This is a genomic window from Agrobacterium sp. DSM 25558 (genome assembly GCF_900100825.1).
Classification (GTDB): domain Bacteria; phylum Pseudomonadota; class Alphaproteobacteria; order Rhizobiales; family Rhizobiaceae; genus Agrobacterium.
Genome location: NZ_FMUD01000004.1, coordinates 120,369 through 145,164 on the forward strand (window position 1 = coordinate 120,369; position 24,796 = coordinate 145,164).

Sequence of the window (24,796 nt, forward strand, 5' to 3'; positions counted from 1 at the left end):
CACACGCCCACTCCGCAGGTATCGTCTTGTCCGAAATTCTCGTCATCAATCCCAACAGTTCCGTTTCCGTCACGCGCTCCATGGAAGCTTGCCTGGGCCTCGTGCGCGCGGCCACGCGTCATGACATCCGCTGCACGGAGCTTGCCAAATCACCCGCCGGCATCGAGACGGATGCGCATGTTGCCCAGGTCATTCCCAACATCATCGAAGCCGTTGCCGACGCTTCTGCCGATGCCTTCGTGCTCGCCTGTTTCTCGGACCCCGGCATTGCGACGGTTCGAAAAACCACGACGCGCCCGGTCGTCGGCATTGCCGAAGCCGCCTATCTGGCAGCGCTTGGCCTTGGAGAGCGCTTCGGCATCATCTCGCTTGGCCAATCCTCCATCGACCGGCACCTGCGATATCTGAAGCATCTGGGCTTCGAAGGTCGTCTGGCCGGCGACCGCTCCATCGACAAAACGGTGGTCGAACTGATGGCGGGAGACGTCGTCGAAACCGTCTCGCGCACCGCCAAGCTGCTGCGCGATGAGGATGGTGCCGATGTGATCATTCTCGGCTGCGCCGGCCTTGGCGGATATCGCCGCGCGCTCGAGGAAACACTAGGTCTAACCGTCATCGATCCGGTTCAGGCCGGTGTGGCGCTGGCCTGCACGACACTGGATCTGCACTATGGAAGGCAAGCGTCATGAGCTATGATATCGTGATAACCGGCACTGTCGTTCTGCCGGATGGTCCGCTGGAAAACGGCTGGATTGCCATAAAGGACCGCAAGATTGCCGCCATCGGCACCGGTGACGTGCCTGATGCAACCGAGCGCTTCGATGCCGGAGAAGACCTGATCATTCCCGGTGTCATCGATGGGCAAACCCATGCCTGTAGCTATGGCGGTCTTCCTGGCATCGGCTCGACAACACGCTCGGCGGTCGCTGGTGGCATCACCACCATCGTGGATATGCCCTATGACAATCCCGATCCGCTGAACACGGTTGCGAGACTGGATGCCAAGATTGCCGCGATCGAAGAGCACGCCCATTGCAACGTGGCACTTTACGCCACAGTCATGCCGGACCAGTCGACGAAGGACATCGACGGCCTTATTGCCGGTGGTGTGGTGGCGTTCAAGATCTCGACCTTCGAAAGCAGCCCGACGCGCTTTCCCCGCATTTCCTCCAACCAGACGCTGGATATCTTTTCCGCACTGGCAGATACGGATATTCCGCTTGGCGTGCACAATGAAGATCAGGAAATCGTTCGCGCCCACATCGCCGCCGCCAAGGCTGCCGGTCGCGATGGCATTGAGGCACATTCCGCCAGCAGACCACCAGCGGCCGAAATGGCGGCAACGGCGCAGTTTCTGGAACTCGGTGCCGCCGCAGGCGCACATGCGCATATCGTCCACCTGACGACGACACGTGGCTTCGACATTGTCGAAAACTACCTGCTGGACGGTTTCCGTGCCACGGGTGAACTGTGCGTGCACTATCTGTGGCTGGACCCGGAAATCGATGGCCCCGAACTCGGTGCAAAAATGAAGGTGAACCCGCCCATCCGCCCCGGCCAGATCGAGGCGCTGTGGGAAGATGTGGCCAATGGCCGGGTGGCCTTCGTCAGTTCAGACCATTCCAGCTGGCCCGTCGACAACAAATTCACGCCGTCCATTTTCGAGGCCGGTGCCGGTGTGCCGGGCCTCGAAACCCTGCTTCCGGCATTCTACACGGGTGCGGAACTCCGTGGTTACGATGCCGCGACGATGACGGTGGAGCAACTGTGCGAAAGGCCTGCCAAATTCTTCGGCCTATGGCCCGAAAAAGGCGCATTGCGCGTGGGTTCGGACGCCGATATCGCAATCCTCAAGGCGGAACCGCAAATATGGGATTCGTCCAAGGCGCATGATGAACTGTGCTGGAGCCCGTTTGACGGACGTGAATTTTCGGTTCGCGTGGTCCGCACCTATGTCGGTGGCAAGCTAGCCTGGGATGGTGCCGCCATCGTCAATGCAGCCGGTGACGGAAAATATGCCGCACGCGGCACATCCAGCTGGTTTGAAAATTAAAGGAGAACGACATGCCATTGATCAACAACCAGACGTCAGGTGTTTTCGTCATTGCCTGCACACCCTTCACCGAAAGCGGCGCAATTGATGTCGCCAGCGTCGATAGCATGGTGGATTTCTACTACGGCAAGGGTGCGGACGGCCTTACGATCCTTGGCATGATGGGCGAAGCGCCAAAACTGACACAGGCCGAATCCATTGCCATCACCCGCCAGACACTGGCGCGTTCCGCAGATAAGCCCGTCGTCGTCGGCGTCTCGGCACCGGGTCTTGCAGCCATTGGCGAAATGACCAAAGCCGTCATGGACCTCGGCGCAGCCGGTGTCATGGTTGCACCGCCATCCAGCCTGCGTACCGACGAGCAGATCATCGGCTATTACCGCAATGTGGTCGAGGCAATCGGAACGGACGTTCCCGTCGTTCTGCAGGATTTCCCGCTTGTCACAGGTGTGCAGATTTCATCGAACACGCTCGGTACCATCTTCGAAGCGCATCCCAGCATCGTGATGCTCAAGCATGAGGATTGGCCCGGATTGCAGAAGATCAGCGATCTGCGGGATGCCGAGGCCAAGGGACGCCGCCGAACCTCTATTCTGTGTGGTAATGCGGGTGTTTTTCTTCCGGAAGAAATGCAGCGCGGCGCAGATGGCGCAATGACCGGCTTTGCCTATCCCGAAATGATGGTTGAGGTTTGCCGCCTCAGCAACGAAGGCAACCCTGACGCCGCACAGGATCTGTTCGACGCGTATCTTCCCCTGATGCGTTACGAACAGCAGCCGGGCCTTGGCCTTGCTATCCGCAAATATGTCTTGGCCAAACGCGGCGCTATTGCCAGCGGTGCCCAGCGCCGTCCCGGTGCCGCGCTCAACGCACAGGCCATTGCCGAAGTCGAACGGCTGATGGCACGCCAGGAACGCAAACTTGAGGCTTTGAAATAATGGATTATCTGATTGCCGGCAAAACCGCCCTCGTTCTGGGCGCCAGCCGCGGACTGGGTGCCGCTATCGCCAAGGCGCTTGCCGCTGAAGGCGTCAAGGTCTTCGCCGCCGCGCGCAATGTGGCAGCGATGGAAAAGATCGACAACATCACGCCTCTCACCGTCGATCTATCGGACGAAACATCCGTTGCAGCGATGATTGCCACCATCACTGCGACGGGTGGCGTCGATATTCTCGTCAACAACTCCGGTGGCCCGAAGGCCGGACCGGCTGCCGGTCAGTCCAAAGAAAGCTGGGCCAGTGCCTTCGACAGCATGGCAACCTCCATCTTCACCGTGACCGACGCTATGCTGGAAGGCATGATTGCGCGCAAATGGGGCCGTATCATCACCATCGGTTCCTCCGGTGTCGTGCAGCCCATTCCCAATCTGGCGCTCTCCAACGGTATTCGCGCTGCGGTGTCCGGCTGGTCGAAGACATTGGCCGGCGAAGTTGCCCGTCATGGCATCACCGTCAACATGATCCTGCCCGGTCGTATCGATACCGACCGCGTTCGGGAACTGGATGCCGGCAAGGCAGAAAAGACAGCAAAGACGATCGAAGCCGTGCAGGAAGCTTCGCGCGCGGAAATCCCAGCGGGACGTTACGGCAAACCAGAAGAATTTGCAGCGGTCGCCGTCTTCCTTGCAAGCGCGCAGGCAAGCTACGTCACCGGTTCGGCCATACGGGTCGATGGCGGCATGATCAAGGGGTTCTAAGACGGATGGTTGATTTCGACAGGGTGGTTGAGCGGCGTGGTACTGGCAGTTCCAAATGGAGCAAATATGGTGCCGATATTCTGCCCATGTGGGTGGCCGACATGGATTTCCCATCGGCTCCCGAAATTGTCGATGCCATCAAATCCCGTCTGGAGCACCCCTGCCTGGGTTACGGCGTAGCGCGTGACGAGTTGCGTGCTTGCATCGTCGCTGATTTGCAGGCCAAATATGGTTGGACGATCACCCCCGAGGACATCGTTTTTCTGCCTGGTGTCGAACCGGGCTTCAACATGGCGCTGAAAGCCATGCTCGCTCCTGATGATGGCGTTCTGGTTCAGACCCCGGTCTATCGCCCCATCCTTAATGCCCCCGGCCACTGGGATATGAAGCGGATCGAAGCGCCGCTGGTCGCCACCGATTCAGGCTACAAACTCGATTTCGGTGACTTTTCTTCCAAACTAAAACAATCGAGGGCCTTTTTGCTCTGCAATCCGCAGAACCCGACGGGCAAGGTTTTTACGCGCGAGGAGTTGGGCGCGATTGCCGACCTTTGCGAGAGCCATGATACGCTGATCATCTCCGACGAAATTCACTGTGATTTGCTGTTTGATGGCAGAAAGCACGTTCCCATCGCCTCTTTGTCGCCCGAAGCCGCCAACCGGACGATCACGCTCATGTCGGCGGCAAAGACCTATAATATCGCCGGCCTGAAAACTGCCTTCGCTATCGTTCAGAACAGGGAGATGCGCGAGAGATATGTGCAATATCGTCTTGGCATGGTCGATAGCGTCAACATACTCGGCCTCGAAGCCACGTTAGCGGCTTATAGGCATGCCGACACCTGGAAGTCGGGCATGCTCTCCTATACCCAGGCCAATCGTGATTTCCTGACGACCGAACTCGCAAAGCATGTTCCGCAAATCCGATTGATCAAGGCCGAGGCGACATTTCTTGCCTGGCTGGACTGCTCCGCGCTCGGTCTCCAGCCCGATCCCCAGAACTTCTTTCTGGAACACGGCAAAGTTGGTTTCAGCGCCGGCTCCGAATTTGGAGCCGAGTTTTCGAACCATCTGCGCGTGAATTTCGGTTGCCCGCGCGTTTTGCTGGAAGAGGGTCTTCAAAGAATGGTTCGAGCGCTGGAAGCCCGCACCTGATTGCAAGAGCAATCGATAATCGACAAGTTCACTTGAAAGCCAATCAGCACCGCATCCAGCCTGCGCAACGTGGATGTTTTTTCCCGACGTATCGGGCGCGCGAAAGGCTGACTGAACTTTAAACCTCATGCCGTTTGCGATGGTCATGACTGAGTACCCTCCTGTTTGTTACAGGCATATGATGCAAGCACCGCCCGAAATTTTGCTGCAATGCATCGCTTCTTGATGGGACGATTCAAGAGGCGGGACTCGTAGAGAGCCGTCACTCGAAGAAATTCCAAATACTGGCTGGATCCCGTTCTGATTGCATTTGGCGGTGCAGGCAGAGCATAGCGGAGTTTTCGGCTTTCTTTGTCTATCTACCTGCTAATGCTCAATTTATCGGCATCACCCCAGACGAATAAAAGGCATCTGCACAGACAAAAAGCGTCTTCTAAAAAGAGATGACGAGTCCTCTAAAAGTGGCTTTACAAATGATATAAAGTGATAACAATAGGAATAATAACGCGACGCCTTCGCTGGGGAAACGGCCTGTGTTCAGGCCGTGTGGAGGGTTGCGATGCAAAGGAGGTCTTCATGGAAATCTCATCGCTCACCGCCCGTCAACTGTACGAGCAGGCTAAAGCAAATCCTACGCGCAAACGGTTTGGGTTCGGCAAAAAGCCGATGCTGATCAACATCGATTTGCAGTGCGCCTACACGTCTCTCGGTGAATTCATCACCAGTTACGAAACGGATCCTCGACAGCTTGACTACGTCAACACGCTTTCCGGTCTGGCTCGTGAGAAAGGCCTGCCAGTCACATGGACCTATGTGGCCTATATGGAGTCCGGTGAGGATTGCGGTGTCTGGGGCACGCGCACCAACACGCCGGATTCCCTGCAGAACATCAAGGTCGGTTCGCGCCGGGCCGAGTTCGATCCGCGCCTCAAGATCGATCACGTCAAGGACATCATCATCAACAAGCGCATGGCATCGCCGTTTCATGAGACCAATCTTCAGTCGCTGATGGTCTGGCACCAGTGCGACACGGTTGTCCTGACCGGAGGCTCGACGTCGGGCTGCATTCGCGCCTGTGTGGTTGATTCCATCTCGCGCGGCTACCGTGTCATCGTTCCCGAGGAGTGTGTGGCGGACAAGCATGAGAGCCCGCATTTCGCCAATCTCTATGATATTTCGGTCAAATATGGCGACGTGATCCCGGTTTCGGATGCCATTGCCTGGTATGAGGCCTATCAGCCGGAGGTTCGCTGAGATGGCTGCTGAAGACACCGCCATGAAGTCGGATCTGGGGCTCTACGATTACCTGCCCTGGCCAAACCGCCCCAAGATCGTCTGGCCCGGCAACAAGAAGATCGCCGTCTGGATCGCGCCGAACATTGAGTTCTATGAATACAATCCACCCAACAATCCCACCCGCACACCCTGGGCGCGGCCCAACCCGGATGTCCTGCAATATTCCCATCGCGATTACGGCAATCGCGCCGGTTGGCAGCGGATGATGGCGGCGATGGACAAGGCCGGTTTCCGCGGCTCCGTCTCGCTTAATGTCGCGCTGTGTGATCACCATCCTGAAATCATCAAGGCCTGCGCGGATCGTGGCTGGGAGTTCTTCTCCCACGGTATCTACAACACGCGTTATGTCTACAATCTCGATATCGAACAGGAGCGCGCGATCATCCGCGACGCTTTCGACACGGTGCGCAAGCACACCGGTCAGGAACTGGCGGGATGGCTCTCGCCTGCATTGTCCAATAATTTCTGGACGATGGATATTCTGTCGGAAGCGGGCATTCAGTACACCTGCGACATGTTCCATGATGACCAGCCGATGCCGGTTAAGGTGAAGTCCGGTAAGTTGATTTCAATGCCGTACTCGCTCGAGATGAACGACGTCATCGTCTACAACAGCCAGAAGGTTACGCCGCGCCATTACGGCGAAATCATCAAGCGGCAGTTCGACCAGCTTTACAAGGAAGGCGATGAAAGTGGCACGGTCATGTGCATTCCGCTGCATCCCTATCTCGTAGGACAGCCACACCGCATCGATGCCTTTGCCGAAGCCATCGAATATATCGCAGGGCATGAGGGCGTGTGGCAGACGACAGGCCGTGAGATCGCAGCCGCCTATCACACCACCGGTGCCTATGACGCCATGAGCGCCGCCATGGTTGGCCACAATTCAGGGAAGGGAGCGCGCTGATGTCTATGCCTGAAGACTATCTCAACTATCCCGCCCGTCGGTACGGCATGGACCATGATCGCTACGAGTGGAGCGACATGTTCTCTCGCAAGCCGGTTGCATGGCCGGATGGTGCGCGTATTGCACTCTCCATCGTCACCCACGTCCAGCATTTTCCGCTTGATATGCCCTCGAAGCCGTTCAAGGCGCCGGGCGCTTTGTCGATGCCTTACCCGGATTTTCGCTATTATACGAACCGTGACTACGGCAATCGCATCGGCATTTTCCGCATCCTCAAGCTGCTTGCGGAAAAGGAACTGGAAGCCAGCTTCGCAATCAATGGCGTGATCGCAGCGCGGTACCCGGCGCTGATCGACGCTGTGGTCCGGGGCGGGCATGAAATCATCGCCCACGGTCTGGATATGGGCAAGGTCCATCATTCCGGGCTTGGCGAAGACGAAGAGAATGCCATCATTGCCGAGGCCTTGAGCCTGCTTCGCGAAGCGAGCGGTCAGAAGGTTGAGGGTTGGCTGTCGCCGGGTCGTGCGCAGGGCTTCAACACGCCTGATCTGCTGGCGCGCAACGGTGTTGCCTATAGCCTTGATTGGGCAAACGACGATCTTCCCTATGAGATGCAGACGAAAAATGGATCGCTGCTCGCCATGCCCATGGCTTACGAGACTGACGACCGGGTGGTGGCTGACGAATATTTCCAGTCAGAAGCCGAATGGGTGCAGCAGGTCAAGGACCGCTTCGACGTACTGTACCGCGAAAGCGCCCAATATGGCGGTCGCGTCATGAGCCTGCCGCTGCATAGCTGGGTGTCTGGTATGCCGTATCGCGTCGAATATCTGCGTCAAGTGCTCGATTACATTCTGTCACATGAGGGCGTGTGGAATGCACCCGCGGGTGACATCTGTGCGTCGTTTCGTGCTGCTGGCTAAAACCGAACGTCGAGCCGAATAACAGGAAGACAAGGTCATGGCGCACGCAGCCGCACCGCGCACAATGTTGGGCAAGATCTGGGATGAGCATGAGATATTGCGCCATCCGGCAGGCCCGTCTTTGCTCTACATCGACCGTGACATGATTCACGAAGGCAGCTTTCATGCCTTTGCCGATCTCAAGCGGCGTGGTTTGAAACCTAGGCGTCCTCAGCAAATCTTTGGGGTGGCCGACCATTATGTGCCGACGCTGGGCCGAAAGTCGAGCGATGCGGCAAGCCCGGCCATCGCCCACATGATCGACACCTTCGATGAAAACATGGAATGGGGCGGTATACGGCATTTCGGTCTGTCGAGCCGTCAGCAGGGCATCGTCCATGTTGTTGCACCGGAACAGGGCATCACGCTGCCGGGCCTGACCATCGTCTGTTCCGACAGCCATACCTCGACGCAAGGGGCGCTAGGTGCGATTGCTTTCGGTATCGGCCAATCAGAAAACGCTCATGTTCTGGCCACGCAAACGCTGTGGCAGTCTCGTCCCAAGACCATGCGGGTGACGATTGATGGCGTGCTGGGGCAGGGTGTGACGGCCAAGGATGTCATGCTGGCGCTGATCGCGAAGATCGGTGCGGCCGGTGCAGGTGGCCATGCCATCGAATTCGCCGGACAGGTCGTGCGAGACCTTTCCATTGAGGGTCGGCTGACGCTTTGCAATATGTCGATCGAGGCTGCTGCCCGCTTCGGCATGGTCGCGGCGGATGAAACGACGTTTACCTATGTCCGAGGTCGCCATTTCGCGCCATCGGAGCAGGAATGGGACGGTGCCGTTGCGCACTGGCGCACGCTTGCCAGCGATAGTGATGCGTTCTTTGACGCGGAAGTGAGAATGGACGGTGCGGATATTGCCCCGATGGTGACATGGGGGACCAGCCCGGAAGACGCCGTTTCCATAAATGGGCGCGTGCCCGATCCAACAAGTTTCGACAGTTCCGACAAGCGCAAGGCGGCGACGAAATCGCTTGAGTATATGGAGCTGGCACCCGGCACCCCGCTGGATGGCCTGAAACTGGACAAGGTCTTTATCGGCTCCTGCACCAACAGCCGGATCGAGGATTTGCGGGCTGCTGCCTCTATTCTCAAAGGCCGAAAGGCCATGATCCCCGCCATCGTCGTGCCTGGATCCACACAGGTGAAAGAGCAGGCGGAAGCCGAGGGCATTGCCCGCACGTTCCGTGAGGCGGGCTTCGAATGGCGCGAGTCGGGCTGTTCCATGTGTGCGGCGATGAACGGTGACGTGGTTGGTCCCGGTGAACGCTGCGCCTCCACCTCCAACCGCAATTTCGTCGGTCGTCAGGGCCCCGGCGCGCGCACCCATCTGGTCAGCCCCGCCATGGCGGCTGCTGCTGCCATCAGCGGCTGTCTGACCGATGTGCGCAGGCTGTGAGGGCACAATGATGAAAGCATTCATTCGCGAAACATCCACAGCAGTAGCCATCCCCGGCGTCAACTGCGATACGGACCAGATCATTCCCGGTCGCTTTTTGAAGGCAGACCGCGCGCAGGGCTACGGCCAGTTCCTGTTCCACGACATCCGTCGCGATGAGCAGAAAGAACTGGACCCATCGTTCCCGCTCAACAAGCCTGGTGCCGACGCCGCGACCATTCTTCTTGTCGAGAACAATTTCGGATGCGGATCGTCCCGCGAGGGTGCGGTTTACGCGCTGGTCGATCATGGCATCCGGGCAGTCATCGGGCCGAGTTTTGGCGATATTTTCTTCAACAATGCCCTGAAAAACGGGCTCGTGCCGGTTCGCTTATCCTCAGAGCATTGCGAGGCACTGGCAGATCATCTCAACCGTTTTCCTGAAGCCGAGGTTACGGTCGATCTGGAGGCTGCCGAGCTGATCTTGCCGGGCAATCTTGGCACGCATCCCATCACCATCGATCCCTTCGCGCGCGACTGTATCTTACGCGGTTTGGACGAGATCGAAATGACATTCACTTTCATGGAGCAGATCACCGCCTTCGAAACGGATCGAATGGCGTCGCATTCCTGGCTGGGCCGTTGACGGGCGGACCAGCGAGTTTCTTTTGCCGTCTCATAAAAAAACTGGGAGCATAAAATGACATTCAAAATTGAACGACGCGACCTTTTAAAGGTCTCCGGAGCGCTAGCCGTCAGCCTGGCTGCGCCATCCATCCTGCGCGCGCAGACACCGGCCATCAAGGTTGGCGTCATCGAACCGCTGACAGGCAACCTTGCCTATAACGGTACACAGAGTGCTGCCGGTGCAAAGTTTGCGGCGGAAGCCATCAATGCCGCAGGCGGCATCAAGTCGATGGGCGGTGCCAAGATCGAACTCGTCGTGGTGGACGCGCAAAGCCGCCCGGAAGCCGCCGCTGCCGCCGTCGATACGCTGATCGAGGCCAATGCCTGCGCCTTCACCGGCGCAACGGCATCCGCGCTAGGCCTTGCGTCTTCGCAGGCAGCAGCAAAGTACAATCTTGCGCAGGTCTTCTCCATCGGCACCGCCGAAACTGTTGTAACGCGCGGCCTGCCCAACGTTTTCCGTTTCACGCCGGGCGTCAACAAATGCACCAGCGTCGCGCTTGAGAACCTCAAGCTTCTGAATGCCGGCGCGGGCAATTCCATCAAGACAGCGGCCATCGTCCATGAAGACGGTCCCTTCGGCTCCAATATGGCGAAAATTCTGGCCGAACAGCTGCCGAAGCAGGGTATCGAAGTGGTCGAGACCATCTCGCACCCGACACCGCAGCGTGACTTTTCCAACATCGCGCTTCGCGTCAAGGCATCGAAGGCCGACATCCTCATTCCGTCGAATTACATCAACGAATACACACTGATGGCGCGTGCGCTGAACCAGCAGCGCGTCGAACTCAAGGCCATCTATTCCATCCTCGGTGGCGCGGCATCCAACATCAAGTTCGTCCGCGAGAACAGGGAAGTCGCTCAATATGTGATGGACTGCAACCACTGGTACGATCCATCCAAGGACCTGTCGAAGGCGCTCGCTGCCAGCGTTGCAGCTGCCAAGCTGGACCTGACCTATGACGTGATGGTGTCCTATGCGACGATACAGGTGATCGCCGACGCTCTGGAACGCGGCGCTTCCGCCGACCGTCAGAAGATGATCGAAGCTCTGGCCGCATCGACCTTCGACAAGTCCATTATGCCGTATGGCCCGACGAAGTTCGTCAATGGTGACAATGTCAACTCGCAGCCGGTAAACACGCAGATTCGTGGCGACAAGATCGAACTGGTCTTCCCGAAGGAATATGCCACGGCCGAAGCGGTCTTCCCGATCCCTGCCAAAAACTGACACGGTCTCGCCCCCATGGACGTCAATGTCCCTGGGGGCGCTCTTCAAACGACAGAGAGGCGAGCCCTGATGTCAAGTCTGATCTTACCTGCCGTGTTGAGCGGCCTGATGATGGGAGCCGTCTATGCGCTGGTGGCGCTGGGCCTGACCCTCATCTACGGCGTGCTCCACATCATCAACTTTGCGCATGGCAGCCTGTTGATGCTGGCGCTTTACGCCGTCTATTTCCTGTACTTCTATTTCGGCGTCGATCCCTATCTCGCCATTCCCATCGTTCTTCCGGCCTTCTTCGCGCTCGGTTACGTGTTGCAGCGTTTCCTGATTGCGCCGATGAGCAGCGGCTCGGAACAGAATGTTCTTCTCATCACGCTTGCCGTGTCGATGATCATCGACAATCTGGCGCTCTACTTCTGGACGTCGAATACGCGCACGGCTGATATCGCTTACGCCTATGATACGGTCGAAGTGCTGGGTGCCTATCTGCCGCTCGGTCGGGTGATCGCCTTCGGTGCCGCGCTCGCTGTCGCGCCGCTGTTGTGGTGCTTCATGGCCTATACACGCACGGGCTCTGCCATTCGCGCCGTGGCGATTGAAAAGCGTGGGGCAGAACTCGTCGGTATCGACGTCAACCACACCTATGCGGTCTGTTTCGGTATCGGCACGGCCTGTGTGGCGCTTGCGGCGTGCCTGTTGCTGCCGACTTTCTATATTACGCCGCAGGTTGGTTACACCTTCGTGCTCGTGGCCTTCACCACCGTGGTGCTGGGTGGAATGGGCAGCCTGCTGGGCGCACTGGTCGCCGGTCTGCTTCTCGGCGTCATCGAGTCGCTCTGCGGTCTTTTCCTTGGCGAAAGCCTCGGCCAGATCGGCATCTTCCTCGCCTTTATCCTCATCCTTCTCTTCAAACCGTCAGGGCTTCTCGGGAGGGCAAGGACATGAGACCTCAATCCATTGGGCAGATCGCCCTTATCGCGGCGGCTCTCGCTTATTTGTTCGGCGTCTATTTCGCATCATCGCCGGTGTGGATGGGCTTTACCATCAACGCGCTGATCGTCGCGGTCGTCGCCCTGTCGTGGAACATCACCGGTGGTTTCGGTGGCATGTCGTCCTTCGGTCATGCCGCACTTTACGGAACCGGTGCCTATGCCTCGGCCATCCTTCAGGTGCAGTACGGCGTAAACGCATGGGTGGGCTTTGGTGCGGGCATTCTTGCGGGCGCTGCCATGGGTGCCTTCATCGGCGCTCTGGCGTTTCGTTATGGCCTGAAGGGCTCCTATTTCGCACTCGTCACCCTAGCCTTTGCCGAAGTGCTGCGCATCTGCGCATCGTCCTTCGATTTCACCGGCGGCGGCAGCGGGCTGCAATTGAAGCTGGTCCCTGGCGTTGCCAACCTGCAATTCAACGACCGTGCCATCGCCTACACTGCCCTTCTGGTCGTGGTAGCGCTGGTCATGGCGCTGACGGCTCTCATCAAATATTCCCGTTTCGGTGCCTATCTCATCGCCGTCAGGGAAAACGAGGATGCAGCACGCGCGCTGGGTATCGACACCTACAAGATCAAGGTGCAGGCCATGGCAATCTCCGGTGCCTTTGGTGGTCTGGCCGGTGTGCTTTATCTCCAGCTCTGGCTCTTTATCGACAGCAACGTGGTCTATGGCAGCGCCGTTTCCATCGAAGCACTGATCGGCCCGATCATTGGCGGTGCCGGGACGATCTGGGGTCCGCTGCTCGGCACGCTCGGCCTGCATCTTCTTGGCGAAGGTGCCAAGCACTTGCTGCCGAATGCCCCAGGGCTGAACTTCGTACTCTACGCGATTGTGCTGATCTGTGCGCTGCGCTTCCTGCCCAATGGTCTTGTCGGCCTTGCGGGTAAGCTCGGCACCTTCAAGAAGAAGGTGGACGACAATGCTTGAGGTTCGTAATCTTTCCAAAAGCTTCGGCGGTTTGAAGGCTGTCACGGATGCATCGCTCGATGTGCCTGAAGGCTCCATCGTCGGACTTCTCGGCCCGAACGGCGCGGGCAAGACGACCTGCTTTACGATGATTGCCGGTTTTACCAAGGCTGATGAAGGCGCGGTGCGTTTTCAGGGCAAGGATATCACCGGCCTTGCGCCGCACAGCATCTGCGCGCTTGGCATGATCCGCACCTTTCAGATCGTTCAGCCCTTTGCGGGGCTCACGGTTCAGGAAAACATCGCTGTAGGTGCGTATCTCCACCACCATGACCGTCGCGAAGCCATGTCGGTGGCGCGGGATGTCGGCAAGCGGCTGGGCATGGGCGCGATGCTTGATCGTCCCGCATCATCGCTCACCATTGCGGGTCGCAAACGCTTGGAGCTTGCGCGTGCGCTGGCGACCGGTGCGAAATTACTGCTGCTCGATGAAGTCATGGCGGGCCTGATACCTTCTGAAATCACCGAGATTGTCGGCATCATTCGTAAAATCCGCGAGGAAGGGCATACCTTCCTGATGATCGAACACGTCATGCAGGCGGTGATGCAACTGGCCGAAACAGCCTATGTGCTGAACCAGGGCAAGATGATTGCTCACGGCACGCCGCGCGAACTCGTCAAGGACCCGTCCGTGGTGGAAGCCTATCTCGGCCACGGGGCCGCTGCCCGCTTGCAGGAGGAAAACCATGCTTGATATCAAGGGTATCCGCGCAGGCTATGGCTCGATGAGTGTGCTGCAAGGCATCGATATGCGCGTCGATAATGGTGAAATCGTTGCCCTGTTGGGCTCCAACGGCGTGGGCAAGACGACGCTCAACAATGTCATATCAGGCTTCATCAAGCCGAGCGCCGGATCGATCTCCTTCAAGGGCGTGACGATCACAGGCAAAAATGCGCGCGACATCGTGGCACTCGGCATCGCCCATGTGCCGGAGGGACGAAAGGTTTTCCCTAACCTGTCTGTTGGTGAAAACCTAAAGCTCGGTGCGTTTCGCCGGGCTGGCAAAAACACCAAGCAGAATTTCGAGCGCATCTGCGAAATCTTCCCGAGGCTTCGGGAGCGAATGAACCAGCTTGCGGGCACGTTATCTGGCGGTGAACAGCAGATGCTGGCCATCGGTCGCGGCATGATGTCGGAGCCGGAACTGCTCATTCTGGATGAGCCGTCTCTCGGCCTGTCCCCCATCATGGTCGAAGACATGTTCGGTCTGATCACCAAGATCAATGCTGACGGTGTTGCCGTGCTGCTAGTCGAGCAGAACGTGATGCAGTCGTTGAGTGTCGCAAAGCGCGCCTATGTCATCGAGCAGGGTCGTTTCGTCATGCAGGGAGAGGCCGCCACGCTGCTGGCCGATCCGCAGTTGCGCCAAGCCTATCTCGGAATGTGAGACGCTGCCCCGGATGGAGTGAGCCGGGGCCAATTACGGAGAAATGGAGAATACAATGTCCCTTACACGTACCCAACGTCTGCGGCAGCTGCTTTCAGACGAACGAGCCCTTATGGCTCCCGGTGTGGTCGATGCCATGTATGCCCGCCTTGTGACCGAAGCCGGTTTTGACGCCATGTATATGACGGGTGCCGGCACATCCGCCACGCGGCTGGGCTATCCGGATGTCGGTCTGCTGACCATGACGGAGATGGTTGATAACGCCACGCGTATCGCCGATGCCTCGGACATTCCCCTGATTGCCGATGCCGACAATGGTTTCGGCGGCCCGCTCAACGTGCGCCGTGCCATTCAGCTTTATGAACGCGGGGGCGTAGCAGCCGTGCATCTGGAAGACCAGGTACTGCCGAAGCGCTGCGGCCATCTAGCAGGCAAGCAGATCGTTCCAGCCGAAGATATGGTGGCCAAGGTCAAGGCCGCCGTGGACGCACGTATCGACCAAGACTTTGTCGTCATTGCCCGCACGGATGCTCTGGCGCTGCACGGTCGCAACGCTGCCTTCGACCGTGCGGAAATGTACCGCGAAGCCGGTGCAGATGTTATCTTCATCGAAAGCCCCGGCCCGGATGACTTGGCGCATATTGCACCGCGTTTTCCCGGCATTCCGCTGCTTTACAACATGGCAACCTCGGGCAAGACGCCGTTCCTGACGCGGTCTGAAATCGAGGCGCTAGGCTTCAAGCTGATCATCTACCCCAACTGGCTGCTGCTTTCGGCCTGTGAAGCTGCACGTAAAACGCTTCAGGTTCTCAAAACCGAAGAGACCATCGCATCGGTCGCGCCCAACGTCATGAACTTCAAGGAGTTCTTCGATATGGCGCGGATGCCTGAAATTCAGGAACTGGAAGCCCGCTACGGCACACCGGAAGCAAACCGCACCAGCTATTGAGCAGGAGATTTGAGCCATGGCAGTGCTATCTGCGGAAGGCGTGACGTTCGATTTTGAAATGCCGGTCGTGGTGGTCGGGGCAGGAGCCTGTGGTCTGGTCGCAGCCCTTGCGGCCCACGATGCGGGCCAGGAGGTCATGGTGCTGGAGCGGGACGAGAACCCGACGGGCTCCACCTCGCTGTCCGCAGGTCTCATTCCCGCACCCTGCACCCGTTTGCAGAAGGAAGCGGGCATCGAGGACAGCCCCGAACTCTTCGCGCAAGACCTTGTCGCCAAGACCCATGACCACACGCCCCATGATATGGCGCTGGTCGCTGCACAGACCGCAGGTCCGATGATCGACTGGTTGATGGACACGCATAAGGTGGAATTCGAACTGGTCACGGGGTTCACCTATCCCGGCCATTCGCGCCTTCGCATGCACGGCCCGAAAAGCCGCACCGGTGCCGACCTGGAACAGTCGCTTCTTTCTGCCGTGTCCAACGCCGATATCGATGTCGTGACAAATGCGTCCGTCGAAGATCTCTATGTGGATGCGTCTGGTCACGTAACCGGCGTCCGTTTTCGTCGGCCGGATGGCGCGCTGGAAATGCTGGGCTGCAAGGCGCTCGTTCTTGCCTCCTGTGGCTTTGCTGGCGATGTCGCGCTCGTCCAGAAATACATCCCGGAAATTGCCGATGCCGAGTGCTGCGGTCATCTCTCCAACACGGGCGATGCGGTGAAATGGGGCGCGCAGATCGGCGCGGCGCTCGCAGATATGGGAGCCTATCAGGGGCATGGATCGGTCGCTCACCCGCATGCTCTGCCATTGACATGGGCTGTCATCACCAAGGGCGGCATTCTTCTCAATACGCAAGGCCAGCGATTTTCCAATGAGATGCGCGGCTACTCCGAACATGCCGCAGAAGTCGCCGCGCAGCCGGACCATGTTGCTTGGGACATCTATGATGCCAAGGGTGATGAGGCCGGGATGGGGTTTTATGACTACCGCGAAATCCGCAAGCTGGGAGCCATCAAGACGGCAACCAGTCTGGAGGACCTTGCCACGGTCACGGGGCTTTCATTGTCCACTATTCGCGAAGAGTTCGAAGCCATCGAAACATCCGCACGCACCGGCGAACCCGATCGCTTTGGTCGCAACTTCACGCCGGATCAGCTCCTGAGCGCGCCCTTTTACGCCGTCAAGGTCAACGGTGCGCTATTCCACACGCAGGGCGGTTTGGTGATCGATGCCGAGGCGCGGGTGCTGCGCGAAGATGGCACTGTTTTGCCGAACCTTTTAGCAGGCGGCGGCGCGGCGCGTGGTGTGTCTGGAGATTCCAATTACGGCTACCTGTCCGGCAACGGCCTTTTGACGGCGACCAGCTTTGGCAGGTTGGCCGGCATCACCGCCGCGCGGATTGCTGCCGAGAGTTGAAAGTAAGAGGAGGACATGATGAAGAAGCTTATGGTCATCGTACCGTTTCCCATGGGGCAGGATGATCTCGCCCGCAGGCAAGCGCAGATCAAGGCGGTCGATCTCGGCCCGGGCATCGAGTTCCACTATCGCGCCGTGCGGGTGGGTCCGAAGAATTACTCGAGCCAGCACGATATGGCGCTCGCAGATTTCTCGATCCTCGACGCCGGGCTTGATGCCGAGAAAGAGGGATTCGACGCTGTCTGCATCGACACCATGTCCGACAGCGGCATGTCGATGTTGCGCTCTGTCTTGACCATCCCGGTCATTGCGCCGGGCCGTCATTCCATGCTGATGGCACAGATGTTGGGCGACAAGTTCTCGATCCTGATGATGTGGGATCGCTGGAAAATGCTCTACACCAAGACGCTGGGCGAGCTTGGCATGGAGCACAAATGTGCGTCGATGCGCTCGATTGGCGTGACGCCCGATAATAAGAGCCTGCTTGCTGGCAAGGAAGACGAGGTGTTCCCGCTTCTGCTCGATGCGGCCAAGAAATGCGTCGAAGAGGATGGCGCGCAGGTGTTGATCTTGGGTTCCACCACCATGCACGAGGCTCATTCCTGGCTCTCTGCCCGCATCGGCGTTCCCGTCATCAATCCCGGTCCGCTGACCTACAAGCTGGCATCGATCGCGCTCGACCTGAACCTCACCCACAGCAAGGCGACATGGCCGACGCCGCTGTCTCCCAAGCACGACATGATCCGCGCCATCGGTGCTGCCGGTGCAGCCTATCTGGAGGGCAGTCAATGACCCGCATTCTTGTCATCGTTCCCTTCGCGCTGGATGAGGAGGGTGTACGTAATCGCCAGGCGCAGTCACAATATGTGCCGCTGCCTGCGGATTGGGAGCTGACCTATCGCCCGGTCACCTGCGGCCCGACATCCTTCATGTCTCCGCATGACTGGGGGTTGATGGACCTCGCCATCTTCGAGGCCGGGTGCAAGGCGCAGGACGAAGGCTTTGATGCCGTTTGCATCGACACGATGTCTGATAGCGGCATGGTCATGCTGCGCTCGGTCCTCTCCATTCCCGTCATCGGCGCGGGTAAGGCTTCGATGCTCTATGCGCTGACGCTGGGCGGCAAATTCTCGGTTCTGGCGCAATGGGAACCGGCACTGCCGCGATACCGCAAGGCCATCCGCGAATATGGATTCGACCGGCAATGCGCCTCGGTCCGCAGCTTCGATCAGCCGCCGGATTTCTCCAATCTCTTGGGCGGCAAAGAGGACAGTGTTTTCCCGCGCATGCGTGATGTTGCCATGCGCTGCATCGAGGAAGACGGAGCGGAGGTCATCTGCCTGGGCTCAACGACCATGCATCAGGCTGGCGAGTATCTCGCTGCCAACCTGCCGGTACCCGTCGTCAATCCAGGCCCGCTGACGTATAAGCTTGTGGAAACCTTTCTTGCACTCGGCTTAACCCACGGCAGAGATGTCTATCCGCCGCCGGTCGAGCCGCGGCTGGATATGTTGCACGCGATGATGAAGGCGGGAGCTGCTGCGGAGAATGCGGCAAACGGCTGAGCGATAATTTTCACGCTGCTGATGTAATAGTTTCGATAAGGGCCGCGCATCCGATGTGCGGCCTTTCCTTTGGCGATAAGACGATCAATTCCCGAGTGAGAAATCCTTGCCGTCTTCTCGCTTCAGCGAGACACGGTATTCGTAACGGTCAGCGCGATAGAAAATCTCGGCGGCATAGAACGGCTTTAGTTCCGTATTGAAAAATAGCCGATTGACCAACATCAGTGGAGCGCCGATCGGTATCTCCAGATGTTTGGCCGCACAGTCGTCGGCCAAGGTGGCGGTCAGCGTCTGTTCGACCTTTTCAACCTCGGCGCCCGCCTTTTGCACGAGATCGATCATATCGGTCGTTGCCAAATCCTGGCGGTTCAACGTCTTGCCGATTTCCGGCAGAAGGTAGGCGGTCGAAAGCGAGTAGGGGCGGCGGTCCAGCGAACGGACCCGCACGGCCCGAACCAGTTCCGTTGTTGGCGGTATGCCCATCTGCTCGCATATGCGGGGTGGCGCTTCGCCAAGATCAAGACTGACGACCTTCAACCGGGTGCTCTTTCCCACTGCGTTGAGGTAGCTGAACAGACTGTTGATGTTGGAGACGACAACGCGATTGAGTTTGTTCTCTTTGCTGCGGTCGGTAATGAAGGTTCCGCGCCCGCGCGTACGGGTCACAAGTCCCTCCGCCGTCAGCATTTCCATCGCTTTGCGTATGGTAATTCGACTGACGGAGAAGCTCTCCGCAAGTTCTGCTTCGCTCGGCACAGGTGCGTCACCGGGGTAGTAGCCCTTTACGATGCGTTCGCGCATGACCGCGTAAATGCGGTGGTAAAGCGGGGTAGGAGAACGGACTTCAGGCATCAATCAAGGAATTCCAAAAGAGAAATCGAATTACATTAGCTGCGGGCTATGACGGAAATTAGCCCTATAAAATCATGCCTCTTCAACGGCTGCTTACTTTTAGGCATCAATCTCACAATGGTGAGACGGCAGCAATTCAAAAGATTATAACATTATGTCATTTATACCTTTTGCGGGCAATGCGCTTTTGGCTGGATTTAATTTTACGCGGGATTGTTTTTAGGCGACCTTCGGCGGGAACATACGGGATGGTGCCCGGTTAGGTTTTGAAATAAGGAATCCTGTCATGAATGATAAGAGCACTCAATCACCAACGTCCGATCCTGCGAATCCCGATCTCTCGCTTCAAACCGATCCTGGCAACACTGTGCCAGACGAGAATAACATCGAGTCGAAACCATATACGCCATTGGTCGATGTTGCCCTTCAACAGGTTGCTGAACGGGATGACGGCATTGGCAACTCTGTCAGTGAAGATCTGACGGCGATCAAAGCAGAAGTGGAAAGCCTTTCGCAACGCGCCGTGGTCTCGGCGAAAGAGAATGCCGTCAGCACGGTCCGGTCCACGAGGGGCTTCGTCTATAAAAACCCACTGGCATCACTGGGCCTCGCCGCAACGCTGGGATACGCTCTAGGACTGATGCGTAAACCTTGATCTCGATGCCCGGAATGAAGTTTGCCTTAACGAGGCCATATAACTGAAGGGAAGCCGAGTGGCTTCCCTTTAGACAATCCGGTCTATTTGCATACTATCCGCGAAAATCGCCTTCGTTGGTCTCTCGCTCGTCATAATTTAAATCCCACTCCTTTTCGACAGGCTTCTTTCCAGGAGGAGACTTGTGCGTCGTCGCATCATCCGAGCCCGTGATAACACGGGGTTTGGCACTGGCTACACCGTTGTTGTCGCTGTGCTTTAGACCCTTGGCAAATTGCCCTTTGGCGTCGTTGTGAATGTCTTCTACGGAGCCTTTATCATCACTTGATGGTGTCATTACGCATCTCCTTTGACTGCCGTCTCGTAGGTTTTATCTCCCACACTACAGCGAACTACGGAGGGCATCAGTTGTTCCCAGAAACAGCGTGTCACAGCTCGAGAGCGAGTTGCGGCTCCTGGCTTGTCTGTTGGGTGTTCAGTGAGGACAGGGTGACTCCCAGCAGCCTTACGGGACGTTTGAATGGGGCGACTGATGCGAGCAAGACTTCTGCGATGTTGATGATCATCTCGGTATCGGAAACGGAGTCTGACACCGTCTTGCTGCGTGTTGCCTGACTGAAGTCGGAATATTTGATTTTGACGGTAACAGTCTTTGCCGTGATGTCGTGTGATTCGCAGTAGCGCCAGACCTTCTCGACCAGTGGCCGAAGCTCGGCTTTTGCCAGGCTAAGGTCACTGATATCGTCTACGAATGTGTCTTCAGCGCCAACGGATTTACGGATGCGATCGGGCCGCACCTGTCTTTCATCGATGCCCCTGGCAATGCCGTAGAAATATGGCCCAGACTTGCCGAAATGCTGCTGCAAAAAGGTGAGCGGTTTCGATTTCAGATCAAGCCCTGTCTCGATGCCATGGCTTTTCATCCGCTCCGCCGTGGCTGGCCCAACCCCATGGAATTTCTTGACGGCAAGGCCTTCAACAAAGCCTGGACCGTTTTTGGGCGTGATGACAGCCTGTCCATTCGGTTTGTTGAGATCGCTGGCCATCTTCGCCAGAAATTTGTTGTAGGAAATGCCGGCAGAAGCGTTGAGGCCAGTGACCGCCTTTATTTTGGCACGAATTTCAAGGGCAACCTCGGTTGCGATTTCCATGCCTTTCAGGTTTTCGGTGACATCGAGATAGGCTTCGTCCAGAGAAAGCGGCTCGATCAACGGCGTATATTCGGCAAAGATTTCACGAATTTGATGCGAGACTTGCCGATAAACCTCGAAGCGAGGCGACACGAATATCAGGTCCGGGCATTTCCGCTTCGCGGTGACGGATGGCATGGCGGAATGCACACCGAAGGTTCTGGCCTCGTAACTCGCAGCCGCCACAACACCGCGCGCTGCCGATCCACCAACAGCCAGTGGTAAGCCGCGAAGGTTGGGATTATCGCGTTGTTCCACCGACGCATAAAAAGCGTCCATATCGACATGAATGATTTTGCGAATGGGAGGCAGCGCCATGACATTCATTTCTACGCACCTCCCTTTAAGATCAAATTGAAACAAAGAGAGAACATATCAGCTTTTTTGCAAATTTCCAGTGCTGTTGCGGTTTCGTTTGGAGGGGAAGGGAACTCTCAGGGCGTAGGGGAGTCTGCCTATCGTGACACTTAAAACAGGAGAAGACCTATGGCCGATGACAGCACGACGACGATAAAAGCCATTTTCGACACGCGTGCGGCGGCAGACCTTGCTGTTGAGCATCTGGTTCAGCAGCATGGCGTGCCAAGACCTGACATCTTCATTCAGTCAGCGACCTCTGAGAACACCGTTGGTGTTACGCCGTCTGGCGGTGATGTTTCCGCCAACGACAATGCGCGTGAGGATGCTCCGCTTGGTGGAGAGATCGAAGTATCTGCCGACATTTCCGCCAGCGAAGTCTCAGCAGCGCAGCGCAGTCTCGGCGAAGCTGGCGCGATCCGCGTTTCAGCAGGCTGAACTGAACTCCGGAAAACTGCAGCGCGGCCCAAACGAAGGGCCGTGTCTACAGATAAACAGGTTCACTACCGCCTTGCCAATGTCCCTTGAACGCAGGCGTTGTCATACCCATTCATTTATAGAACGAATAATTTCTCTTTCGGGTTGGAGTCTTTGATGGCCGCAAGAACTTGGAATGCACATACGGGTCCAAATGCGTCTAGCGATTTCATCGATAGTGCCGAACGTATCAGGCGTTTGAGACGGCTGTCCGGTATTGCCCGCCTGATGGATACGGCAATCGGCATACCGGGTACCCGCATCCGCTTCGGTGCCGATTCCATCATGGGTCTGGTGCCGCTGGTTGGAGATGGTGCAGGCGCTTTGGTTGGTCTTTACATCGTCAACGAAGCCCGCCGCCTCGGCGTTCCCCGCGATAAGCTTGCCCGGATGGTGGGCAATATTGGCATGGACGCTGTGGTTGGCAGTGTGCCTCTCGTCGGCGACCTGTTCGACGTCTATTTCAAATCGCATCGCCGAAACGTCAATATGATCATCGATCATTTTGGCATCGATCAGGATGCGCTGAAACGGAAGCCTTAAATCAGGCGAACTGGTTTCAAACCAAAGCTGCCCGCGATGGTACGGTCGCGGGCAAAACGAGAACTGCCTTCAAGCCGCGCGGGGAGTTGTTTTCCAGAAGAAGAGAGCCGCTGTAGAGTTCGGCGAGCTCATTGGCAATCGTAAGTCCAAAGCCGGTTCCAGATATGCGTTCGTCTTCTCTGACGCCCGGAAGCAACACAGCGTCCATTCGATCATTGGCAATGCCCGGTCCGTCGTCCTCTATGGATATACGAATGTTCGATCCTTCTTTGGTGGCGACGACTTTGACTGTCGAAGAGGTCCACTTGAAAGCGTTCTCGATCAGGTTACCCAGCATTTCTTCTAGGTCGTTTTCTTCGCAAGCAACCGAAAAATCTCCGTCGATCTCCGTCTCGAACCTCACATCCTTGTCCGCATGAATAGAGCTGATTGCCAGATGCAAATTCGCGACGGTGTCGGCTAGGGGCGCACTAGAGATACGACCACCCGTGGCCATGGCCTGACGGGTGGAACTGAGGTGATGCTTGATCCTGTGGTCGATGCGCCTGCCGAGGTCGCGCAAAGTGCCGTCCGGGTCATTGCTGTCGCTTAGCGCCAGCAAAAGGCTCGCGACCGGCGTCTTAAGTCCATGGGCGAGGTTGGCAAATTGCATCCGTGTTGCGATCAGACGCTCCTCATTTGCAATCAGAAGCGCGTTCGTCTTCGCTGAAAGCGGCGCAAGCTCTGGAGACGGTTGCTGCGGCAAGCGCTCCAGGTCTCCGCGATTGATCGCATCGATATCCGCGACCATGGATGCGAGTGGGCGCAAACCGAACCGGATTTGCCACAGCGTTCCGCCTAAAAGAACGATGCCCAGTAGCAACATGCAAGGGATCAACCAAAACAGTGCCCGAAGAGCGGGGTCGACCAATGCTGCGGAAGGTGCGCTTGCCGTTATGGTCATCATCGTCCCGTGAATGCTGCGCGTGATTTGACGCGTGTAGAGCGCCTGGCCATCCTTGTCTCTAGCTTCTCCGGGCGAGGCCATGCCCGTCAGCATGTGTTTCAAACTCTGACGGGGAGGAGGGGCATCCATGGCACCTTGGATCAAGGAGCGGGAGGTCAAATGCTGTCCATCGGCGTCGATTTGCCAATACCAGCCTGACCCGCTCCGGTCGAATGGAGGAGCATCCATCGGCGTGGAAAGTGATAGCCTTCCATCCGAAAGTGGTTGAACGGCATTGGCCAGCGCGCTGATCTGGGTATCCAATCTTTGATCGATTTGCTCACGCACGACATTCTTCAAAGCCAACCACAGAATGATCGACGCAACCACGAGCGCCGCAGTGACGAAGAACCCGGAAAACAACAGCAGACGTTTCGCAAGCGATGCCGGTGCGCGCAGCCTAATCGTCTTCACTGTGCCACCGCAGCCGTCAGCATGTAGCCACGTCCCCTGACCGTTTCGATGCGTTCGGCACCCACCTTTTTGCGCAGCCGCGCAATGATGACCTCCATCGAGTTGGAGTCGACTTCTGCATCGCCCTCATAAACGCGCTCGTTGAGTTCGCGACGGTCCACCACTGTCCCCTTTCGCAGGATCAGGCAGGACAGAACGCGCCATTCGAGGGCGGTCAATTTCAATGGAAGACCATCGAGTTCGAACGTGCCCAGTTGCGCATCGAAAACAAGAGGCCCGCAATTGAGCCGCGATGACGCATATCCGGCCGCACGCCGCACCAGTGCGCGAAGTCTCAGCACCAGTTCCTCGACCTTGAATGGCTTCGGCAGGAAATCGTCCGCACCCGCCTTGAAGCTGGCCACCTTGTCGGGCCAGCCATCGCGCGCCGTCAGCACCAGAACGGGCAGGTTTCGCTCGCTTTCGCGCCATCCTTTCAGGACGGAAATACCGTCGACTTTGGGAAGACCGAGGTCGAGAATGGCAACGTCGAACAATTCCGTCAGCCCGGCATGAAGCGCATCTTCCCCGTTGCGGGCAATGTCGACAACGAAGTTTTCGAGCCGAAGCGCGCTGGCTATTCTGCTGCTGAGGTCGGCATCATCTTCTACGAGCAGTACGCGCATGAGGGGACTTTCGAATG

At 57.5% G+C, this 24,796-nt stretch carries 27 protein-coding genes; 22 read left to right on the forward strand and 5 right to left on the reverse strand.

Going from position 1 to position 24,796, the window contains the following annotated elements:
• The first annotated feature begins 26 nt into the window (after positions 1 to 26).
• From DSM25558_RS05475 to DSM25558_RS05565, 19 genes are all read left to right on the forward strand, one after another.
• Positions 27 to 689, forward strand: a complete 663-nt coding sequence (locus tag DSM25558_RS05475) for an aspartate/glutamate racemase family protein (protein ID WP_077102825.1) — start codon at positions 27 to 29, stop codon at positions 687 to 689.
• Positions 686 to 2,053, forward strand: a complete 1,368-nt coding sequence (locus DSM25558_RS05480; protein WP_077102571.1) for a dihydroorotase — start codon at positions 686 to 688, stop codon at positions 2,051 to 2,053. The genes DSM25558_RS05475 and DSM25558_RS05480 overlap by 4 nt, the downstream gene beginning before the upstream one ends.
• A gap of 11 nt (positions 2,054 to 2,064) precedes the next feature.
• Positions 2,065 to 2,991 carry a dihydrodipicolinate synthase family protein gene (locus DSM25558_RS05485; RefSeq protein ID WP_077102573.1) on the forward strand — a complete coding sequence of 309 codons (927 nt, stop codon included), beginning with the start codon at positions 2,065 to 2,067 and terminating at the stop codon, positions 2,989 to 2,991.
• Entirely contained in the window at positions 2,991 to 3,749 is a 759-nt protein-coding gene (locus tag DSM25558_RS05490; RefSeq protein ID WP_077102612.1) for an SDR family oxidoreductase, read from the forward strand. The genes DSM25558_RS05485 and DSM25558_RS05490 overlap by 1 nt, the downstream gene beginning before the upstream one ends.
• A 5-nt stretch (positions 3,750 to 3,754) precedes the next feature.
• A complete protein-coding gene (locus DSM25558_RS05495; protein WP_077102614.1) occupies positions 3,755 to 4,903 on the forward strand; it encodes a MalY/PatB family protein in 1,149 nt (382 codons plus the stop codon).
• Between the two features lie 576 nt (positions 4,904 to 5,479).
• The gene (locus tag DSM25558_RS05500) at positions 5,480 to 6,157 is read left to right on the forward strand and encodes an isochorismatase family protein (RefSeq protein ID WP_077102616.1); all 678 of its coding nucleotides are present in this window, start codon (positions 5,480 to 5,482) and stop codon (positions 6,155 to 6,157) included.
• 1 nt (position 6,158) lies between these two features.
• Positions 6,159 to 7,106, forward strand: a complete 948-nt coding sequence (locus tag DSM25558_RS05505) for a polysaccharide deacetylase family protein (RefSeq protein WP_200800724.1) — start codon at positions 6,159 to 6,161, stop codon at positions 7,104 to 7,106.
• Positions 7,106 to 8,029: a polysaccharide deacetylase family protein gene (locus DSM25558_RS05510; RefSeq protein WP_077102618.1), complete on the forward strand. Its 924-nt coding sequence runs from the start codon at positions 7,106 to 7,108 to the stop codon at positions 8,027 to 8,029. Before DSM25558_RS05505 ends, DSM25558_RS05510 begins: the two co-directional genes overlap by 1 nt.
• 37 nt (positions 8,030 to 8,066) lie before the next feature.
• Positions 8,067 to 9,473, forward strand: a complete 1,407-nt coding sequence (gene leuC, locus DSM25558_RS05515; RefSeq protein ID WP_077102620.1) for a 3-isopropylmalate dehydratase large subunit — start codon at positions 8,067 to 8,069, stop codon at positions 9,471 to 9,473.
• Between the two features lie 7 nt (positions 9,474 to 9,480).
• A complete protein-coding gene (gene leuD, locus DSM25558_RS05520) occupies positions 9,481 to 10,098 on the forward strand; it encodes a 3-isopropylmalate dehydratase small subunit (protein WP_200800725.1) in 618 nt (205 codons plus the stop codon).
• Between the two features lie 54 nt (positions 10,099 to 10,152).
• On the forward strand, positions 10,153 to 11,370 hold the full coding sequence (locus DSM25558_RS05525; RefSeq protein ID WP_077102622.1) for an ABC transporter substrate-binding protein: 1,218 nt from the start codon (positions 10,153 to 10,155) through the stop codon (positions 11,368 to 11,370).
• 69 nt (positions 11,371 to 11,439) lie between these two features.
• Entirely contained in the window at positions 11,440 to 12,309 is an 870-nt protein-coding gene (locus tag DSM25558_RS05530; protein ID WP_077102624.1) for a branched-chain amino acid ABC transporter permease, read from the forward strand.
• Positions 12,306 to 13,283 (forward strand): branched-chain amino acid ABC transporter permease, encoded by a 978-nt coding sequence (locus DSM25558_RS05535; RefSeq protein ID WP_077102626.1) that lies wholly within the window; start codon positions 12,306 to 12,308, stop codon positions 13,281 to 13,283. Before DSM25558_RS05530 ends, DSM25558_RS05535 begins: the two co-directional genes overlap by 4 nt.
• Positions 13,276 to 14,016, forward strand: a complete 741-nt coding sequence (locus DSM25558_RS05540; RefSeq protein ID WP_077102628.1) for an ABC transporter ATP-binding protein — start codon at positions 13,276 to 13,278, stop codon at positions 14,014 to 14,016. The genes DSM25558_RS05535 and DSM25558_RS05540 overlap by 8 nt, the downstream gene beginning before the upstream one ends.
• A complete protein-coding gene (locus DSM25558_RS05545; protein WP_077102630.1) occupies positions 14,009 to 14,710 on the forward strand; it encodes an ABC transporter ATP-binding protein in 702 nt (233 codons plus the stop codon). Before DSM25558_RS05540 ends, DSM25558_RS05545 begins: the two co-directional genes overlap by 8 nt.
• 55 nt (positions 14,711 to 14,765) lie before the next feature.
• Positions 14,766 to 15,659, forward strand: coding sequence for an isocitrate lyase/PEP mutase family protein (locus DSM25558_RS05550; protein WP_200800726.1), 894 nt, complete (start codon positions 14,766 to 14,768; stop codon positions 15,657 to 15,659).
• A 16-nt stretch (positions 15,660 to 15,675) separates the two neighbouring features.
• The gene (locus DSM25558_RS05555) at positions 15,676 to 17,076 is read left to right on the forward strand and encodes an FAD-dependent oxidoreductase (protein WP_077102634.1); all 1,401 of its coding nucleotides are present in this window, start codon (positions 15,676 to 15,678) and stop codon (positions 17,074 to 17,076) included.
• A gap of 15 nt (positions 17,077 to 17,091) precedes the next feature.
• Positions 17,092 to 17,868 carry an aspartate/glutamate racemase family protein gene (locus tag DSM25558_RS05560; RefSeq protein ID WP_244554124.1) on the forward strand — a complete coding sequence of 259 codons (777 nt, stop codon included), beginning with the start codon at positions 17,092 to 17,094 and terminating at the stop codon, positions 17,866 to 17,868.
• The gene (locus DSM25558_RS05565; protein WP_077102638.1) at positions 17,865 to 18,641 is read left to right on the forward strand and encodes an aspartate/glutamate racemase family protein; all 777 of its coding nucleotides are present in this window, start codon (positions 17,865 to 17,867) and stop codon (positions 18,639 to 18,641) included. Before DSM25558_RS05560 ends, DSM25558_RS05565 begins: the two co-directional genes overlap by 4 nt.
• A gap of 84 nt (positions 18,642 to 18,725) precedes the next feature.
• Here the strand turns inward: DSM25558_RS05565 and DSM25558_RS05570 are convergent, their stop codons facing one another.
• Complete coding sequence (locus DSM25558_RS05570; RefSeq protein ID WP_077102640.1) at positions 18,726 to 19,493, reverse strand: GntR family transcriptional regulator; 768 nt, start codon at positions 19,491 to 19,493, stop codon at positions 18,726 to 18,728.
• 286 nt (positions 19,494 to 19,779) lie between these two features.
• Between DSM25558_RS05570 and DSM25558_RS05575 the strand changes: the two genes are divergently transcribed.
• Complete coding sequence (locus DSM25558_RS05575) at positions 19,780 to 20,148, forward strand: hypothetical protein (RefSeq protein WP_077102642.1); 369 nt, start codon at positions 19,780 to 19,782, stop codon at positions 20,146 to 20,148.
• A 94-nt stretch (positions 20,149 to 20,242) separates the two neighbouring features.
• On the opposite strand, the gene DSM25558_RS05580 is transcribed toward DSM25558_RS05575, so the two are convergent.
• Both DSM25558_RS05580 and dinB read right to left on the reverse strand, forming a co-directional pair.
• Entirely contained in the window at positions 20,243 to 20,485 is a 243-nt protein-coding gene (locus DSM25558_RS05580; protein ID WP_077102644.1) for a hypothetical protein, read from the reverse strand.
• A 91-nt stretch (positions 20,486 to 20,576) separates the two neighbouring features.
• A complete protein-coding gene (dinB, locus tag DSM25558_RS05585) occupies positions 20,577 to 21,665 on the reverse strand; it encodes a DNA polymerase IV (RefSeq protein WP_200800727.1) in 1,089 nt (362 codons plus the stop codon).
• A gap of 159 nt (positions 21,666 to 21,824) precedes the next feature.
• Here dinB and DSM25558_RS05590 point away from each other — a divergent pair, with 159 nt between their 5' ends.
• Positions 21,825 to 22,133: a hypothetical protein gene (locus DSM25558_RS05590; protein ID WP_077102646.1), complete on the forward strand. Its 309-nt coding sequence runs from the start codon at positions 21,825 to 21,827 to the stop codon at positions 22,131 to 22,133.
• Positions 22,134 to 22,289: 156 nt separating this feature from the next.
• Positions 22,290 to 22,715 (forward strand): DUF4112 domain-containing protein, encoded by a 426-nt coding sequence (locus tag DSM25558_RS05595; RefSeq protein WP_077102648.1) that lies wholly within the window; start codon positions 22,290 to 22,292, stop codon positions 22,713 to 22,715.
• A 16-nt stretch (positions 22,716 to 22,731) separates the two neighbouring features.
• Here the strand turns inward: DSM25558_RS05595 and DSM25558_RS05600 are convergent, their stop codons facing one another.
• A complete protein-coding gene (locus tag DSM25558_RS05600) occupies positions 22,732 to 24,114 on the reverse strand; it encodes a sensor histidine kinase (RefSeq protein WP_077102650.1) in 1,383 nt (460 codons plus the stop codon).
• Positions 24,111 to 24,779 (reverse strand): response regulator transcription factor, encoded by a 669-nt coding sequence (locus tag DSM25558_RS05605; protein ID WP_077102652.1) that lies wholly within the window; start codon positions 24,777 to 24,779, stop codon positions 24,111 to 24,113. Before DSM25558_RS05605 ends, DSM25558_RS05600 begins: the two co-directional genes overlap by 4 nt.
• Between the last annotated feature and the right edge of the window lie 17 nt (positions 24,780 to 24,796).